This window comes from Nonomuraea sp. NPDC052116, from assembly GCF_040680035.1.
Lineage (GTDB): Bacteria > Actinomycetota > Actinomycetes > Streptosporangiales > Streptosporangiaceae > Nonomuraea > Nonomuraea angiospora_A.
In genome coordinates this window covers 275423-290444 of sequence record NZ_JBFAWA010000001.1, presented here as the reverse complement: position 1 = coordinate 290444, position 15022 = coordinate 275423, and the positions used below count along the sequence as shown (strand labels likewise).

16 protein-coding genes are annotated in these 15022 nt (G+C 70.9%); 10 read left to right on the top strand and 6 right to left on the bottom strand.

From position 1 onward, the window contains the following. Window positions 1-7 precede the first annotated feature (7 nt). Window positions 8-1375 carry an alpha/beta fold hydrolase gene (locus tag AB0L65_RS01275; RefSeq protein WP_364239289.1) on the top strand — a complete coding sequence of 456 codons (1368 nt, stop codon included), beginning with the start codon at window positions 8-10 and terminating at the stop codon, window positions 1373-1375. Continuing rightward, window positions 1372-2091 (top strand): hypothetical protein, encoded by a 720-nt coding sequence (locus AB0L65_RS01270; protein ID WP_364239287.1) that lies wholly within the window; start codon window positions 1372-1374, stop codon window positions 2089-2091. Before AB0L65_RS01275 ends, AB0L65_RS01270 begins: the two co-directional genes overlap by 4 nt. Before the next feature lie 28 nt (window positions 2092-2119). On the opposite strand, the gene AB0L65_RS01265 is transcribed toward AB0L65_RS01270, so the two are convergent. Further along, window positions 2120-2647, bottom strand: coding sequence for an alpha/beta hydrolase (locus AB0L65_RS01265; protein WP_364239286.1), 528 nt, complete (start codon window positions 2645-2647; stop codon window positions 2120-2122). Window positions 2648-2750: 103 nt separating this feature from the next. Between AB0L65_RS01265 and AB0L65_RS01260 the strand changes: the two genes are divergently transcribed. Then, window positions 2751-3215, top strand: coding sequence for an Lrp/AsnC family transcriptional regulator (locus AB0L65_RS01260; protein ID WP_364239285.1), 465 nt, complete (start codon window positions 2751-2753; stop codon window positions 3213-3215). Window positions 3216-3296: 81 nt separating this feature from the next. Beyond that, window positions 3297-3431: a hypothetical protein gene (locus tag AB0L65_RS01255; RefSeq protein ID WP_364239283.1), complete on the top strand. Its 135-nt coding sequence runs from the start codon at window positions 3297-3299 to the stop codon at window positions 3429-3431. A gap of 88 nt (window positions 3432-3519) precedes the next feature. Here AB0L65_RS01255 and AB0L65_RS01250 read toward each other — a convergent pair whose 3' ends face one another. From AB0L65_RS01250 to AB0L65_RS01240, 3 genes are read right to left on the bottom strand one after another with little or no spacing between them, the layout of a single operon-like run. Then, window positions 3520-5196 carry a substrate-binding domain-containing protein gene (locus AB0L65_RS01250; protein ID WP_364239281.1) on the bottom strand — a complete coding sequence of 559 codons (1677 nt, stop codon included), beginning with the start codon at window positions 5194-5196 and terminating at the stop codon, window positions 3520-3522. Between the two features lie 23 nt (window positions 5197-5219). Further along, on the bottom strand, window positions 5220-5552 hold the full coding sequence (locus AB0L65_RS01245; protein WP_364239279.1) for a hypothetical protein: 333 nt from the start codon (window positions 5550-5552) through the stop codon (window positions 5220-5222). A 23-nt stretch (window positions 5553-5575) separates the two neighbouring features. After that, window positions 5576-6712 (bottom strand): ROK family transcriptional regulator, encoded by a 1137-nt coding sequence (locus tag AB0L65_RS01240; protein ID WP_364239278.1) that lies wholly within the window; start codon window positions 6710-6712, stop codon window positions 5576-5578. A gap of 106 nt (window positions 6713-6818) precedes the next feature. On the opposite strand from AB0L65_RS01240, the gene AB0L65_RS01235 reads away from it, so the two are divergent. From AB0L65_RS01235 to AB0L65_RS01220, 4 genes are read left to right on the top strand one after another with little or no spacing between them, the layout of a single operon-like run. Further along, window positions 6819-7727 (top strand): glutamate ABC transporter substrate-binding protein, encoded by a 909-nt coding sequence (locus AB0L65_RS01235; protein WP_350722363.1) that lies wholly within the window; start codon window positions 6819-6821, stop codon window positions 7725-7727. After that, a complete protein-coding gene (locus AB0L65_RS01230; protein WP_364239276.1) occupies window positions 7727-8371 on the top strand; it encodes an amino acid ABC transporter permease in 645 nt (214 codons plus the stop codon). The genes AB0L65_RS01235 and AB0L65_RS01230 overlap by 1 nt, the downstream gene beginning before the upstream one ends. Then, window positions 8368-9183 (top strand): amino acid ABC transporter permease, encoded by an 816-nt coding sequence (locus AB0L65_RS01225; protein ID WP_364239274.1) that lies wholly within the window; start codon window positions 8368-8370, stop codon window positions 9181-9183. Before AB0L65_RS01230 ends, AB0L65_RS01225 begins: the two co-directional genes overlap by 4 nt. Then, window positions 9176-10120 (top strand): asparaginase, encoded by a 945-nt coding sequence (locus tag AB0L65_RS01220; RefSeq protein WP_364239272.1) that lies wholly within the window; start codon window positions 9176-9178, stop codon window positions 10118-10120. The genes AB0L65_RS01225 and AB0L65_RS01220 overlap by 8 nt, the downstream gene beginning before the upstream one ends. A gap of 29 nt (window positions 10121-10149) precedes the next feature. Here the strand turns inward: AB0L65_RS01220 and AB0L65_RS01215 are convergent, their stop codons facing one another. Then, a complete protein-coding gene (locus AB0L65_RS01215; RefSeq protein WP_364239270.1) occupies window positions 10150-11586 on the bottom strand; it encodes an LCP family protein in 1437 nt (478 codons plus the stop codon). An 89-nt stretch (window positions 11587-11675) separates the two neighbouring features. Between AB0L65_RS01215 and AB0L65_RS01210 the strand changes: the two genes are divergently transcribed. Further along, on the top strand, window positions 11676-12563 hold the full coding sequence (locus tag AB0L65_RS01210) for an enoyl-CoA hydratase-related protein (protein ID WP_364239269.1): 888 nt from the start codon (window positions 11676-11678) through the stop codon (window positions 12561-12563). A 1-nt stretch (window position 12564) separates the two neighbouring features. Continuing rightward, window positions 12565-13488 carry an alpha/beta hydrolase gene (locus tag AB0L65_RS01205; protein ID WP_364239267.1) on the top strand — a complete coding sequence of 308 codons (924 nt, stop codon included), beginning with the start codon at window positions 12565-12567 and terminating at the stop codon, window positions 13486-13488. On the opposite strand, the gene AB0L65_RS01200 is transcribed toward AB0L65_RS01205, so the two are convergent. Then, window positions 13461-14954, bottom strand: coding sequence for a prolyl oligopeptidase family serine peptidase (locus tag AB0L65_RS01200; RefSeq protein WP_364239265.1), 1494 nt, complete (start codon window positions 14952-14954; stop codon window positions 13461-13463). The two genes, AB0L65_RS01205 and AB0L65_RS01200, sit on opposite strands and share 28 nt — an antisense overlap. Between the last annotated feature and the right edge of the window lie 68 nt (window positions 14955-15022).

Sequence of the window (15022 nt, the reverse complement as noted above, 5' to 3'; positions counted from 1 at the left end):
TCTGCGCATGCTCAACCCACTCATGGCGCTTGCCGTCCTCACGACGCCGGTCAGCGTCGCGACGCCGCAGCCGTCCCTGCCGTGGAGCTCCTGCCCGGTCGCGAACGCGCCCGAGCTCCAGTGCGCGGACCTGTCCGTCGCCCTGTCGCCCAAGAGCGACCGCACCATCACCCTGAAGGTGGCCCGCCTGCCCGCCACCGGCGTCAAGAAGGGGTCCGTGCTGGTCAACTTCGGCGGCCCCCAGGGGTACCAGATCACCTCGCTGGGCTCGCGTACGCAGATCTTCGACAAGATCCGTACGTCGATGGACGTCGTGACCTGGGACCCGCGCGGCTATCCCGGGCTCAGCGGTGCGGTGCTCCAGTGCGACTGGGGCTTCGTGCGCACCCCGGCGTTCCCCGCCGACCAGGCCGGGTTCGACCAGCTCGCCGCGGCGAACAAGGCCAGGGGCGACAAGTGCCGTACCACCGACCCCGAGCTCTTCGACCACATGGACGCGGCCTCCGACGCCCGCGACGCCGACGCCATCCGCGAAGCGCTCGGCGAGGACAGGATGAACTTCCTCGGCCTGTCGTACGGCAGCACGATCGCGCAGTCCTACGCCCGGCTGTTCCCGCAGCGCGTCCGCACGATGTACCTCGACGGCGCCGGCAACCACAGCCCGCGCGACTGGGACCGGGAACTCGACTCCATCGCCCTCGACAACGAGCGCTTCATGGACCGGTTCTTCGCCTGGGCGCCCGCCGGGACGGAGAAGCGCTGGCGGGCGCTGATCGCCAAGGCGGACCGCGAGCCGATCCCCGCCCCGAAAGCCGACGCCCGCTACGACGGCACGCAGTTGCGCTCGCTCGCGTTCCTCAAGCTCCGGCCCGGCCCCACCCGATGGGGCGACGTCGTGGCGGCCATCACGGCGGCCGAGGCCGGCGACGCGTCAGGTTTCGCGCTGTCGAGCCGCCAGCCCTACCCGGGCCTGCCCGGCGGCGGGGTCAAGGAATGCCTGGACTTCCCGCGCCCGGCCGCCCAGCGGGACGTCGCGCGCACGGTCAAGCGCCTGCGTGCCATCGCGCCCAATACCGGCGCCGCTTTCCCCTTGGCCTGGCACCTGCCGCTCACCTGCGCCGGCTGGCCGACCCGGGTGACCAACCCGCCCACGCCGATGCCCCGTACGCTGCCGCCGCTCCTGGGCGCGGGCACCTGGCAGGACCACGGGTCCACCCGCCGAGTGGTCGAGCAGATCCCCGGCAGCCGCACGATCGAACACGACGGCCCCGGCCACAACCTCTTCGGCGCGATGGCCAACCCCTGCGTCATCGACCTCGTCAGCACGTACGTCACCGAACGCCGGCTGCCGCCCCAGGGGACCACGTGCCCGTGAAACGACGCAAAGGGAGACGCTGGTGGATCGCGGGCGCCGCCGTCGCGGTCCTCCTCACCGCCGCCGTGGTGGTGACGGCGATCGCCTTCCCGTCCGTCGCGGCCACCACCTGCCCCGGCTGTTACGGCCTGGAACGGCTCCAGCCCGGCGTGTACGCCGAACCCGGCCTGCCGCCGGACCGGCGCCGGCACGTGAGCGAGGTCGTCGAGCAGGCGAACCAGCGGGTGCGTGACTACTTCGGCGGACGGAAGAGCGCTCCGGACCTCCTCGTGTGCCTGTCCGACGACTGCTACCGCAGGATCGGCGGCGGCCGAGAACGCGGCATCGCCGTGCTCAACCGGGCGGTGATGCTGTCCCCGCGCGGCGTCGATCCCGTGATCGCCTCGCACGAGATGACCCACGTGGAGCTGCACGCCCGTCTCAACGGTGCCGACGTTCCGCAGTGGTTCGACGAGGGTCTCGCCGTCGTGGTCAGCGACGACCCCCGCTACCTCGCGCCGACCGGCGACCGGTGCCTGGCCGACTCCCGTCAGCCCCTGCCGGTCACGCTGGACGAGTGGCTGCGGGCGGCATCGGCGGATCCCCAGATGTACGCCAAGGCCGCCTGCCAGGTGAGTCGCTGGGCGGGGACGAACGGCGGGAAGGAGGCCGTACGAACTCTCGTCGAACGGCTGTCAGCCGGACAGGCCTTTCCCGACATCCAGACGCCGGCCTGACGAGCGCCTGGCCCTTCACCGTCGAAGGTCAGGGAAGGCGAGCGAGCAGTTCGCGCCCGGAATCCCATCGGCCCAGCCCGCTCGCGGAGTTGATGTGGCCCGCCGAGCCGACGCTGACATGGTGGAGCCGCCAGCCGGCGGCCAGCCGCGACGCGACCTCCGGGGAGCAGTAGGGGTCGTCGTCACTGGAGACGACCAGGCCGGGCACGTGAAGAGGGGTCGCGTCCACCGCGGTGAAGGTAGGGGCCTCGGCAGGGAAGTTCGGTCCGGTGTTGTCCGGTGGGGCCACGAGGAACACTCCGCGGATGTCCGGCTGACGCCGGGCGACCCAGCAGGCGGCGGCAAGGCAGCCCAGGCTGTGCGCGACGAGCACCACGTCGGCCGATGGGCGCTCGTCAACGGTCCGATCGATGGCGTGACACCAGTCGTCCAGATCCGGTTCGTCCCAGGAGGAGGGGGAGATCCGTGCAGCGGCGGCTCCCCACTCCGCCTGCCAGACGGTCTGCCAGTGGTCCGCGTCGGAGCCGTTGATCCCAGGGATGATCACGTAGCGCATGGCTTGTCATTCCTTCGTCGTTCGCGGCGTTCGTCCGCGTCCAGGGCGTCAGTATGTGCGAACGGTCGAGTAGAGTCGCCTACCGCTGATGGATGGAAGGTCGATGACGGGCGAGACGACGGTTTCATTGGATTCGGTCGACCATGCGATCCTGGACATCCTGCAGTCCGAGGGGCGGCTCGGTGTCACCGAGATCGGCCGGCGGGTCAACCTCTCGCAGCCGGCCGTGTCGGCGCGCATCAAACGCCTGGAACAGTCAGGTGTCATCACCGGCTACCGCGCCGTGGTCGACCCCGCCCGCCTCGGCCTGAGCATCCACGCGGTGATCAGGCTGCGCACCACCCATGCCCGCATCTCCGCGTGCCTCGACCACTTCGCGCGGTTGCCCGAGGTCACGAACGTCCATCGGCTCACCGGCGAGGATTGCTTCCTGATCGACGTACACGCCTCCGGCGCCGGGCGTCTTGAGACGATCGTCGACGGCATCGCCCGCTTCGGGCCCGTCACGACGTCGCTGGTGCTGCGGAGCTACGAAACGAAGGCGATCACACCGCCCCGCCCGGCCTGAGCGGCCGACGCGACGGTGATCCGGGCTGGGGTCAGCCTGGGGAGTACGGGGGCTGCGACCGCGGTCGCCGGCGAACGCCGGATGACGCTGTCGGTCAACGTGCAGCGCAACGACCGGGCGGTGGCGCGGATGCTGCCGGCCGCCGTGGACGCGCTCAACCGCTACTTCTGCGGTGAGCCGTACAAGCTGCCGGGCGGGGCGGCGCAGCCGCGCTGAGTCAGCCGCCGTGAGCTTGGTCGAGGGCAACGTGCACCACGCCGGGGCCCGAGGCGCGAGACCTCGTCGGCACCGCGGGTCCAAGAGGTCAGCGCAGTACGCAGGGCTCCAGCAGGCCCTGCTTCGTCGCGCACGGTCGGAAGCCCGACTCGGTCAGTCGTAGCTGGGCTCGTTCGTGCGTGCGGGCGAACTGGAGGAAATCGGCCGCGAGCGAGCCCGGCTTCGGCCGGGTCTTGGTGTAGAGGTACTCCACTGTCCAGAACGGGTAGCCCGACGTCGCCGCGGTCGAGACGTCGAACGCCTTGCCGTCCAGCGTCAGCGCCACGATGCTGCCCGACTTGCGCTCCTCGACGATCGACAGCGCGTCCGCGTAGCCGATCGCCCCGGGTACGGCCGCCACCTGCCGGATGACCTCGGCGTTGTCGTCGCGTTCGCAGCGGATGACCGGGGCAGCGGGGTTGCGGTCCTTCTCGCGGCATTCGTCGGAGGAGAGCATGTTCTCGCCGGTGCCCAGCACCTGGTGCTCGAAGAGCTGGCGGGTGCCGGAGTTCTGGTTCCGGCTGATGATGCGGATCGGCAGGGACGCCCCGCCCCGGACCTGCTTCCAGTCGACCCACGTGCCGTCGTTGATCTTGCGGAGGTCGTCGATGCCTATGGTGCTCAGCCCGACCTCCTTGTTGACCACGACGAAGTAGACGACGATGGCCAGCTTCTCGCCGTACAGCTGGTCGTGGTAGTTGCTCTTGCCGTCCGACAGCGCGATCACGTCGGGCGAGCCCGACTCGAGCACGGTACGCACGCCGCCCAGCGAGCCGTTCGGCGTGGTCTCGATCCGGGCGTCGCCGCAGGCCTTGACGTACTCGTCGGCGATCGTCCGCATCGTCGACATGAACACGCTGGAGCCCTCGATCCGCAGTTGGCCCGACCCGCACGCGATGGACCGGTCCTCCGGCTGGGCGAGCCGGCTGAGCACGAGCAGGGCGCTCAGCACGATCACCAGCGCGCCGCTGACGCGCGGGAGCGTGACCCTGCGGACCTTGCCCTCGTCCCTGATCACGCCGGCGTCCTTGAGCTTGCCGGTGTGCTTGACGAGCTTGGTGATCTCGCGCTGGTCCGGCTCGCCTTGGTCCTGCTCGCCCTGGTCCTGCTCGGTCAGGACCGGCTCGCGCAGGACCACGACGAGCTTGGCCTTCTCGCCGCGCTTGAGTTCGAGCTTGGTCAGCTGTACGCCGTGCCAGGTCGGCTCGGCGGCCTCCGTGCCGTTGGTCGCGGATCCGCCGATCCAGCGGGCCAGCCGGTCGGTGAGCCGCCGGCGTACCGTGACCAGGTTGTCGCGGGCGGGCTTGTCCTCTTCGGGGAAGAACCGCAGCCCTTCGCGCAGCAGCTTGCGCAGGTCGGCGGTGCTGGCGTCCGACACGCGGGCGTTCCACACCACCCGGCCGCCGAACGTGAACGACAGCGGCCGGTCGAAGTCGTCCGGGTCGATGTCATAGCTGCCGCTGTTGCGCAGGCGGATGACGACGATGCTCATCCGCTCCAGCAGCCGCGCCACCTGGTGCAGCTGGGGCGGGCCCTCGCCGTCGCTCAGCGTCTCGGGCCCGACGCCGATCTTGGAGTTGTAGAGGACGCGGAAGCTGATCCGCTTGCGGCGTACGACGAGCCGGTCGACATAGGGCGCCACCAGCAGCAGCGCGATCCCGAACAGGACCGGCCCCACGCCTCCCAGGAAGTCGACCAGCTGCTCCAGCAGCCGCAGCAGCGCCACTGACGCTCCCTTCGCAAACTGGTTCAATTCTCACTTTGCCGAGACACGCGAGCCGGGCGGTGCGAACCGTTCACCAGGAATTCGACCGCTGGACACGGAGGTGGCCGGGCAAGGAGGGCTGTCAGGCCGCCGGCGGCATCGGATCCCGCCCGTAACACCCGGCGGTTCTCGATCGCGGCCCGGGCCTCGCCCCGCTCGGCCTTCAGCCGGGCCTGCCGCACCTCCTCGTCGAACGCGAGCAGATCGACCTCTTCGGGGGCGGTCCGCAGGACATAGCCGGATCCCCTGGTGAGGATGCGCGCGCCGGGCGGCAGCCCCCTGCGCAGCCGGGCGACGTACGTCTGGAGGTTGGCCACCGCGGACGGGGGAGGGTTCTCCTTCAGGCCAGGGCGGCCTCCAGCAGGAGGGTGCCGGCGCCCAGCAGGGCCGCGTCCCGGCCGCCCCGGGCCGGGGCTATCTCCAGGTCGCGCGTCGCCAGCGGCAGGCAGCGTTCCCACACCGCCGCCCTGATCGAGGTGATCAGCGGTTCCGCCGCCGACAGGCTGCCGCCCACCGCCACCACGTCCGGGTTGAAGAAGTTCACCAGCACCGTCAGGACCTCGCCGATGCGGCGGCCCGCGGTGCGGGCCAGACTCGTCGCCTCCGGGATGGCGTCGTTGACCAGGGTGACGATGTCGGCCGTGCGGGTCACCTCGATGCCGGACTCGCGCAGAGCCGCCATGAGGGCGGCGCCGCTCGCGTACGCCTCCAGGCAGTCCGGATGCCCGCAGGCGCACACGACCGAGGAGTCCGAGCGCACCCGCACGTGGCTGATGTCGCCGGCCGCGCCCCTGCCCCGGTGCAGGTGGCCGTTGACGATGACGCCGCAGCCGATGCCGGTGCCGGCCTTGACGATCATGAGGTTCTGGCTGCCGGGCCACCAGCGCGCCTCGCCCGCGGCCATCAGGTTGGCGTCGTTCTCGACGAGGATCGGCAGGTCGTAGCGGGCGGCCAGGTGGTCGGCCACCGGGAACTCGTTCCAGCCGGGCATGCGCGAGGGCGTCACCACGCGCAGGCTCGACGGGTCCACCGGGCCCGGGATGCCGGTGCCGACCCCCCGCAGGGGGACCGACGGGGGAACGTGGGCGGCCAGCAGCTCGTCGAAGGCGTCCGCGATGTGGTCCAGGGTGACCTGCGGGCCGTCGGCGATCTCGCAGCCGCGTTCCTCGATCACGAGCGGCGTGCCGCTGAGGTCCAGCAGGCCGAGGCGTACGTGGTGGGCGCCCAGGTCGGCGACGGCCAGCACGCCGGCGCCGGGGGAGAGCCGCAGCCGGCGGGGACGGCGGCCGCCGCGCGAGGTGCCCGAGCCCTCCTCGGCCAGCAGGCCCGCGTCGATGAGCTCCTCCACGCGCAGCGACACGCTGGACGCCGCCAGGCCCGATAAGCGCGCGAGGTCGGCGCGTGACTCGGCCCTGCCGGTGGCGACGAGTCTCAGCAGGTCGCCCTGTGCCCCCTGCACGGGCAGCCGCTGCTTCATGTGAGATACCTACCATGTCCAGACTTAGGCCGACAACGTATTGACTTGCTACGAAATCTCCCACTACGGTCCGGCCTATCTTCGAAATCGAAGGAAGTGACCGTTCATGAAGAGGTTTGTCGCCCTCGTCGCCGTCTCGCTGTTAGGGCTGGCGGCCTGTGGTGAGTCGAGTAGTCCCGCCGTGCCCGGAGCGCCGTCCGAGAAGGGCAGCGACGTCCTGGCCAAGGCGCCCGTCGCGGCGGCGGCCGACATCCTGCCCGGCTCCACCATGGAGAAGATCAAACAGCGCGGCGAGCTCCTCGTGGGCGGCTCGCTGGACGCGCCCCTGCTCTCCCAGCAGAACCCCGCCACCGGCGAGGTCGAGGGGTTCGACGCGGACATGGGCAAGGCGCTGGCCAAGTACATCCTGGGCGAGCCCAAGGTGAAGATCGTCAACTCGGCGTCCGAGACCCGGGAGGCGCTGCTGGCCAACGGGACCGTGGACGTCGTCTTCCAGACGTACACGATCACCGAGGAGCGGGCGAAGCAGGTGGCGTTCGCGGGCCCGTACTACACCTCGGGGCTGACGATCGCGGTGAAGAAGGGCGCGACGGGCATCGCCAAGCCGGAGGACCTGAACGGCAAGAAGGTCCTGGCGGGCGCGAACACCCCGGCCATCCCCGCGATCAAGAAGCTGGCGCCGCAGGCGGAGATCATCACCTTCGGCAGCGACCCGGAGTGCGTCCAGGCGCTCAAGCAGGACCGGGGCGTGGCCTACGTGCAGGATGAGACGATCCTCATCGCGGACGCCAAGAAGGACCCGTCGATCGAGATCGTGACCAAGCCGTTCACCGTGGACCCGTACGGGATCGGGCTCAAGCACGGCGACGACCAGTTCAAGAAGTTCGTCAACGACTGGCTGAAGAAGACCCAGGACACCGGGGTCTGGCAGGACATCTGGAAGAAGTCCATCGGCACCGTGGTGACCGGCGACGCTCCGCAGCCGCCGCAGATCGGCTCCGTGCCGGGGTCCTGATGTCCGTTCTCCTCGATCACCTGCCCGAGCTGTGGCAGGGGCTGATCGTGACGTTCCAGCTCACCGCCGCGTCCTTCGCGGGCGCGGCGGTGCTGGGGGCACTGGTGTGCGCGCTGCGCGTCAGCCCGGTGCGGGTGCTGCGCGCCATCGGCACCGCGTACGTGGAGTCCTTCCAGAACCTGCCGCTCCTCGTCCTGCTCGTCCTGGCCTTCTTCGGCCTGCCGGAGATCGGCGTCAAGGCCGAGCCGCTGGTCACCGCCATCGTGGTCATCGCCGTGTACGAGGCCGCGTACGTCGGCGAGGCCCTGCGCTCCGGCGTGAACTCGGTGGGCAAGGGGCAGGGCGAGGCGGCGCGGGCGATCGGGCTGACGTTCGGCCAGTCGCTCAGGCACGTGGTCCTGCCGCAGGCGCTGCGCACGGTCGTCCAGCCGCTCGGCAACATCTTCATCGCCACCACGATGAACACCGCCCTGGCCGCCGCCGTCGGCGTCGTGGACCTGACGGCCGCCGCCAACCGGGTGAACCTCGTCGAGGCGCAGCCCATTCCGATCTTCGTCGGCGCGGGCCTGGCGTACGCGCTGATCGCCGCGGCGGTGGGATTCGCGACCGGCCGGCTCGAACGCAAGCTGGTGATCCTGCGGTGAGCGTCCTCTTCGACGAACCCGGCCCCAAGGCGCGCAGGCGCATCCGTGTCGCGACCGTGCTCGGCGTTCTGGCCGCCGTCGCGCTCGCCGTCCTGGCCGTGCGGCAGTTCGCGGCGAACGGGCAGCTCGACGCCGCCCGCTGGCAGCCGTACGCGACCTGGCCGATGTGGCGCTACCTCCTGACGGGACTGTGGTCCACGTTCCTGGCGGCGATCGTGTCGGCGGCGCTGTCCATGGCGTTCGGCCTGGTCCTGGCCCTGGGACGGCTCTCGCACCGCAGGTGGATCCGCCTCCCGGCCGCCGCCTACGTCGAGGTCGTCAGGGTCGTGCCGGCGCTGCTGCTGGTGTACGTGGTGCTGTTCGCGCTGCCGCGCTACGGCCTGGACCTGCCGCTGTTCTGGAAGCTGGTCGTGCCCCTGACGGCCTCGAACGCGGCCGCCTTCGCCGAGATCTTCCGCGCCGGCATCAACTCCGTCGAACGCGGCCAGACCGAGGCGGGCCTGGCCGTCGGCCTCACGCCGCTCCAGACCATGCGCCTCGTCGTGCTGCCCCAGGCGGCCCGCCGCGTGCTGCCGTCGATCGTCAGCCAGTCCGTCGGCCTGCTCAAGGACACCTCGCTGGGCTTCGTCGTCAGCTACGGCGAACTGCTCTACAGCGGCAAGGTGCTGGCGGCCTATAACGGCCTGCTCATCCAGACGTATCTGGTCGTCGCATTGGTCTATCTTGCGGTCAACGTGTCCCTGTCCAAGCTGGCCCGCACGCTGGAAGCGCGCCAGCCCGTCACTTTCAGGAGGAGAACCGCTCGTGCCTGACTACGCCGTGCTCGCCGAGGTGATCCGCTCCGGATTCGTGGAGAGCGTCCATTACGGCAGCGCCGTCGGCCTGGATCCGTCCGGGCGCGCCGAGGTGGCCCTCGGGAAGGTGGACGCGCCGGTGCTGCCGCGCTCGTCCGCCAAGCCGTTCCAGGCGCTGGCCTGCCTCACCGCCGGCGCGGCGCTGGCGGGGCCGCGGCTGGCCATCGCGGCGGGCAGCCACACGGGCGAGGACTTCCACGTGGAGCTGGTCCGCGAGATCCTCGACGACTACGGCCTGGACTTCGGGGCGCTGGCGTGCCCGCCGTCGTGGCCTGAGGACGCCCCCACCATGTACGGGCTCATCAGGCAGGGCGCCGACCAGTCCCGCGAGCGCATGAACTGCTCCGGCAAGCACGCCGCCATGCTCGCCGCCGCCGTGGCCAACGACTGGGACGTGCCCGGCTACCTGTCGGCCGGACATCCCTTGCAGCTTCAGGTCCGTTCGGTCACCGAGGAGCTGGCGGGGGAGAAGACCGCGCACGTGGCGGTGGACGGCTGTGGCGCGCCGCTGTTCGGCCTGTCGCTGACCGGGCTGGCGCGGGCCGTGCAGGGCCTGGTGCTGGCCGCGCCGGGCAGCGCGCCTCACCAGGTCGCCGACGCCATGCGCGCGCACCCCGAGTACGTGGGCGGGACCGGGCACCAGAACACCGAGCTGATGCGGGCGCTGCCCGGCGCCGTGGCCAAGGGCGGGGCGGAGGGCGTGCTGGTGGTGGCCCTGGAGTCGGGCCACTCGGTGGCGGTCAAGGTCATCGACGGCAGCCCGCGCGCCACCACGGCCGTCGCCCTGGCGGTCCTGCGGCGCATGGGCTGCGACGTCTCGACGGCGGCGGCGTTCGAGCAGGTGGACGTGCTGGGCGGCGGGAACCCCGTGGGCCGGATCGTCGCCCGCGGGTAAGTCGCGGAAGGTCAGAGCATCGCGGGAGGTCAGAGCGAGCCGTCGCAGCCGTCCGTGATGCCCTTCGCCGGGCTCTGGCCGGCCTTCTTGGCGGCCGCCGTCTTCTTGGGAGAAGGACTGGCGGAGGCGGTGGCGGCGACGGGCGGCTTGGTCTCGCCCGAGTCCCGCATCGCCTTCGCCGCGATGGTGCGGATCCTCTCCCAGTCGGGATAGCCCGTGCTGATCAGCGGCGGCACGAACTGCACGCTCGTCACCTTGGCGTTCTTGACCTTCAGCGCCAGCGGCACCAGGTTCTTGAGCATCCCCCGCGGGATGTCGGTCCTGATCAGCTCCTTGGTGGCCAGCGCGATCCGGTTGAAGCGGGCCAGCACGGTCGCCGGGTCCGCCTGGGTGAGCAGCGCGCCGAGCACGCAGCGCTGGCGGCGCATGCGGGTGTAGTCGTCGCTGAACGTGCGCGAGCGGGCGTACCACATGGCGTCGGCGCCCTTGAGCTTGCGCGTGCCGGCCTTGACCAGGCCCTCGTTGTACTTGCCGAACACCACGTCCTGCTCGACGGTGATCGTGATGCCGCCGATGGCGTCGATGAGGCGGGCGAAGCCCCACATGTTGACCAGGGCGTACCAGTCGACCTTGACCCCGAGGGTGTAGCCGATCGTGTCCATCAGCACCCTGGGGCCCTGGTGCTGCTTGCCGCCGAAGATCTCCGGGTGCGCGTCGGCGTACTCCCAGACGCTGTTGAGCAGGTCGCTGCGCCCGCCGCCGGGGTCGGGCGGGAGGCGGAAGCCGTTGGGGAAGTGCTGGGCCATCGGCGTGCCGGGGCGGAAGCGCACGTTCTCCAGGTTGCGCGGCAGACTGAACAGCACGGTGTTGCCGGTCTTCACGTCGACGCTGGCCAGGTTCATGCTGTCGGTGCGTACGCCGATCCGGTTGTCGTCGGCGTCACCGCCCAGGAGCAGGATGTTGACCCGCTGCCGCCCCGCCCACGGGTCCTCCGGCCGCTCCGCCGCGGCGGCGTCGGACGGCGGGGCGTCGGACGGGGTCTCCTGGAAGATGTCGTTGACCGTGCTCTGCAAGGTCCACACGTACTGCGTGACCACGCCGAAGGGGAGCACCACGGCGACGGCGAGGAGCCCCGCCAGCGTCCCGGTGACGATCTGCCCGCCTTGTGGCAGCCGCCCCGGCCGCAGCACGATGAACGAGTGCACGATCACGGCGAACCAGGTCACGCCCAGCACGGCGGCGCTCACGATGATCGTCGTCATCCGCTCGATGAGCGTGCCCACCAGGTTGTCGGTCGTCAGCGCGAACGCGACCAGCGCCAGGAGGCCGACGATGTAGCAGGAGATCAGGGCGAGGCCGGTTTTGCGCCAACCGGTGCGCAGATGGGCCGCCCCGGGCGCCAGCGCCGCCAGCGCCAGCCATCCGAGAACCGCTCCGGCGCTCGAGGGTTCCTTTGCCTGCCGCACGCCTTCCCCGTTTCCCCGAATTACAACCCTAGGCCTCTTACAGAGGCGGCAGCCTACGCACCTAATACGAAATATGTCTTTATCGGAGGATGAACATCAGTAGCCGAACAGACTTCACCGAAATCGCGTACGAAGTCACCGACCAGATCGCCACCGTCACATTGAACCGCCCGGAGCGGCTGAACGCCTTCACCTTTGCGATGCGCGGAGAGTTGATCGCGGCGTTCGACCGCGCGGACGCCGACGACGGGGTGCGCGCGGTGGTGGTCACCGGGGCGGGCCGCGCGTTCTGCGCCGGGGCGGACCTGAGCGGCGGCGGGGACACCTTCGCGCACGGCGCGGACGGCACCCGCGGCGAGTTGGTGGACGGGGTGCCGCGCGACGGCGGCGGCACGGTCGCGCTCCGGATCGCCCGCTCGCTCAAGCCGGTCATCGCCGCGATCAACGGCCCCGCCGTGGGCGTCGGGCTGACGATGACGCTGCCCATGGACGTCCGGCTGGCCTCGGCACAGGCCCGGTTCGGGTTCGTGTTCGCGCGGCGCGGCATCGTCACCGAGGCCGCGTCGAGCTGGTTCCTGCCCAGGATCGCCGGCATCGCCCAGGCCATGGAATGGGCCGCGACCGGCCGGATCTTCCCCGCCTCCGAGGCGCTCGAAGGGCGGCTGGTCTCGCGGGTGTATCCGCCCGAGGAGCTGCTGCCGGCGGCGTACGCGCTGGCCCGCGAGATCGCCGACAACACCTCGGCCGTCTCCGTGGCCGCCATCCGCAGGCTGATGTGGTCGGGCCTGTCGGCGTCCTCGCCGTGGGAGGCGCACGCGGCCGACTCGCGCGTCATGGCCGAGCTGGGCGGCGCGCCCGACACGGTCGAGGGGGTGACGGCGTTCCTGGAGAAGCGCCCGGCGGACTTCCCGATGCGGGTGAGCGAGGATCTGCCGCCCGGTGTCCCGTCATGGCCGGACAATCCTTATGGTGTCTAGCATGTACGAGACCACCGTGCTGCAGCTGCCGGACGACTTCGAGGGCGAGGTCGTCGCGACGCTGGTCTCCAGGAAGACGGGATCCCGCAGGGCGGTGCTCTACCTGCACGGGTTCACCGACTACTTCTTCCAGGACCACCTCGCCGACCACTACGTCCAGCGCGGCATCGACTTCTACGCTCTCGACCTGCGCAAATACGGGCGCTCGCTGCTGCCGCACCAGACCAGGGGCCTGATCAGGAGCGTCACCGACTACTTCCCCGAGATCGACGAGGCCGTCCGCATCGTCAGGCAGGACCACGACGAGCTGACGATCAACGCCCACTCGACCGGCGGCCTGGTCGCCTCCCTGTGGGCCGACCGGGTCCGCGGGCGGGGGCTGGTGCAGGGGATGGTGCTCAACAGCCCGTTCTTCGACCTGAACGTGCCCGCCCCGCTGCGCATGGCCGCCGACCTGTTCAAGACGCCCCTGTCGTACACGCGGTGGGCGCTCCCGCTGGGGGTCAGCACCGTCTACGGGCAGACGCTGCACCGCAGCGAGGGCGGCGAGTGGGACTACGACCTGGAGCTCAAGCCGCTGGGCGGCTTCTCCGTGCACGCCATGTGGCTGGCCGCCATCCGCCGGGCGCAGCGGCGGCTGCAGGCGGGGCTCGCGGTGGACGTGCCGGTCCTCGTGCTGGCCTCCACCAACGGGCTGCGGGTACGCGACCTCGTCCCGGAGGCGCGCTCGGCGGACATCGTGCTCGATCCCCAGCACATCGCCCGCTGGGCCACCTCGCTCGGCCCGCACGTCACGTGCGTGCGCATCCCGGACGGCCTGCACGACCTGGTGCTGTCGGCGGAGCCGGCACGCAAGCAGGTCTTCGCCGAACTGGACCGCTGGATGGACGCTTATGTCTACCAGGGGAAGGAGAACAGCCCGTAGTAGGCCGCCGCCACCAGCAGCAGCCCCGTGCCGCCCAGCACGCCGGCGACCGCCACGTGCTGCCAGCGGCCCGGCCGCATGCCCTCGCGCAGGGCCGACACGAACGCCGCCACCGCCGTCACCTCCTGGATCAGCATGAGCGCCGCGAGCAGCCGCACGATCAGCCAGCCGGCCAGTACGGCCGGCCAGGCGCCCGCCTGGTTGACCGAGAACAGCACCAGCAACGTGATGAACGCGATCACCGAGGCCAGCAGGCCCAGACCCGTCCAGACCATCCGGCTGAGCCGGCGTCTGATCGGGGGCCACAGCCTGGCGTTCGTCTCGGCGGGGACCTGGGGACGGCCGCGCAGGCGTACGACCATGGCCGCGACGGGGCCCGCCACGTAGCCGACGGCGGCCAGGCAGATCGTCAGCCCGAGCATCGTGCCGCCCGCGTACCAGGGGGCGGCCGGCACGTCGCTGGCCTCGAACCGCTGCACCGGCGTGGCGCCCGCCATGTGCAGGGCGGGCCGCGCGGTGCCGGGCAGGCCGGTGATCCAGTTGGCCAGCGTTTCCAGGTAGCCCTTGGTGAAGGGGCCGCCGTTCATCCGCATGGCGTGGTCGCCCTTGGCCATGAAGCGGATCGTGTAGTCGTCGTTGCCCGCTTTGTTCATGCCCTTGACGAGCGCCTGGGTGGACTCGACGAACGGGATCGAGGGGTCGGTGGTGCCGTAGAAGGCCAGGACCGGCTGTCTGATCCCGCTTAATGCCGGCAGCGCGTCATATCTGAGGAAGTTGAAGCCGACCCCGCCCATGGCCCGGGTCAGCAGGTCGCGGGCGCCGATCGGGGCCCGCAGCCGGAGCAGCTGCTCGTTCAGCGCCCAGGCGACCTGGCGCAGCGGGGAGACGTTCGGGGACGACACCAGGATCACGAACCCCACCGCCGTGCTCTTCGCCGCGGCGATCGGCACCACCCAGCCGCCCTCGCTGACCCCCCACAGGCCGATGCGGGCCGGGTCGACCTCGGGACGCGTGCGCAGGAGCTCCACCATGCGCAGGGCGTCGTCGGCGAGCAGCGAGAAGTCCCGCTGGCGGAAGTTGTAGCCGATCGTGCGCTTGTCGAACGCGATCGTCACCACACCCGCCTTGGCCAGGAACTCCGCCTGCGGCGTGAACTCCGTCCGCGACCCGTTGCCCGACCCCGACACGAACACCATCGCCGGGTGCCGCCCGGGCGTCACCGGCAACCGGAGCGTTCCGTCCAGGCGTTGACCCTCCGCCGAGACGGAGATCTCCTCCCTGCGGACGGGATCGACCGCCACCACCGGCCGCAGCTCGCTCGTGGGCTGCGCCGGGATGGTCTGGAAGGCTGGATCCACCTTGAGCGGCGGCGGATCGAACGCGGGCGGCAGCACGTATCCGACCGTCGCGAGAGCCACCAGCACCAGACCGGCGGCGACGCTCAAGGTGCCACGGCCAGTGCGCATCGGCCTCCCCATGTGCGTTGGTTTGCCCGCCGATCTTCTAGCCTACTCCCGGCCTGCGGGACAGATGA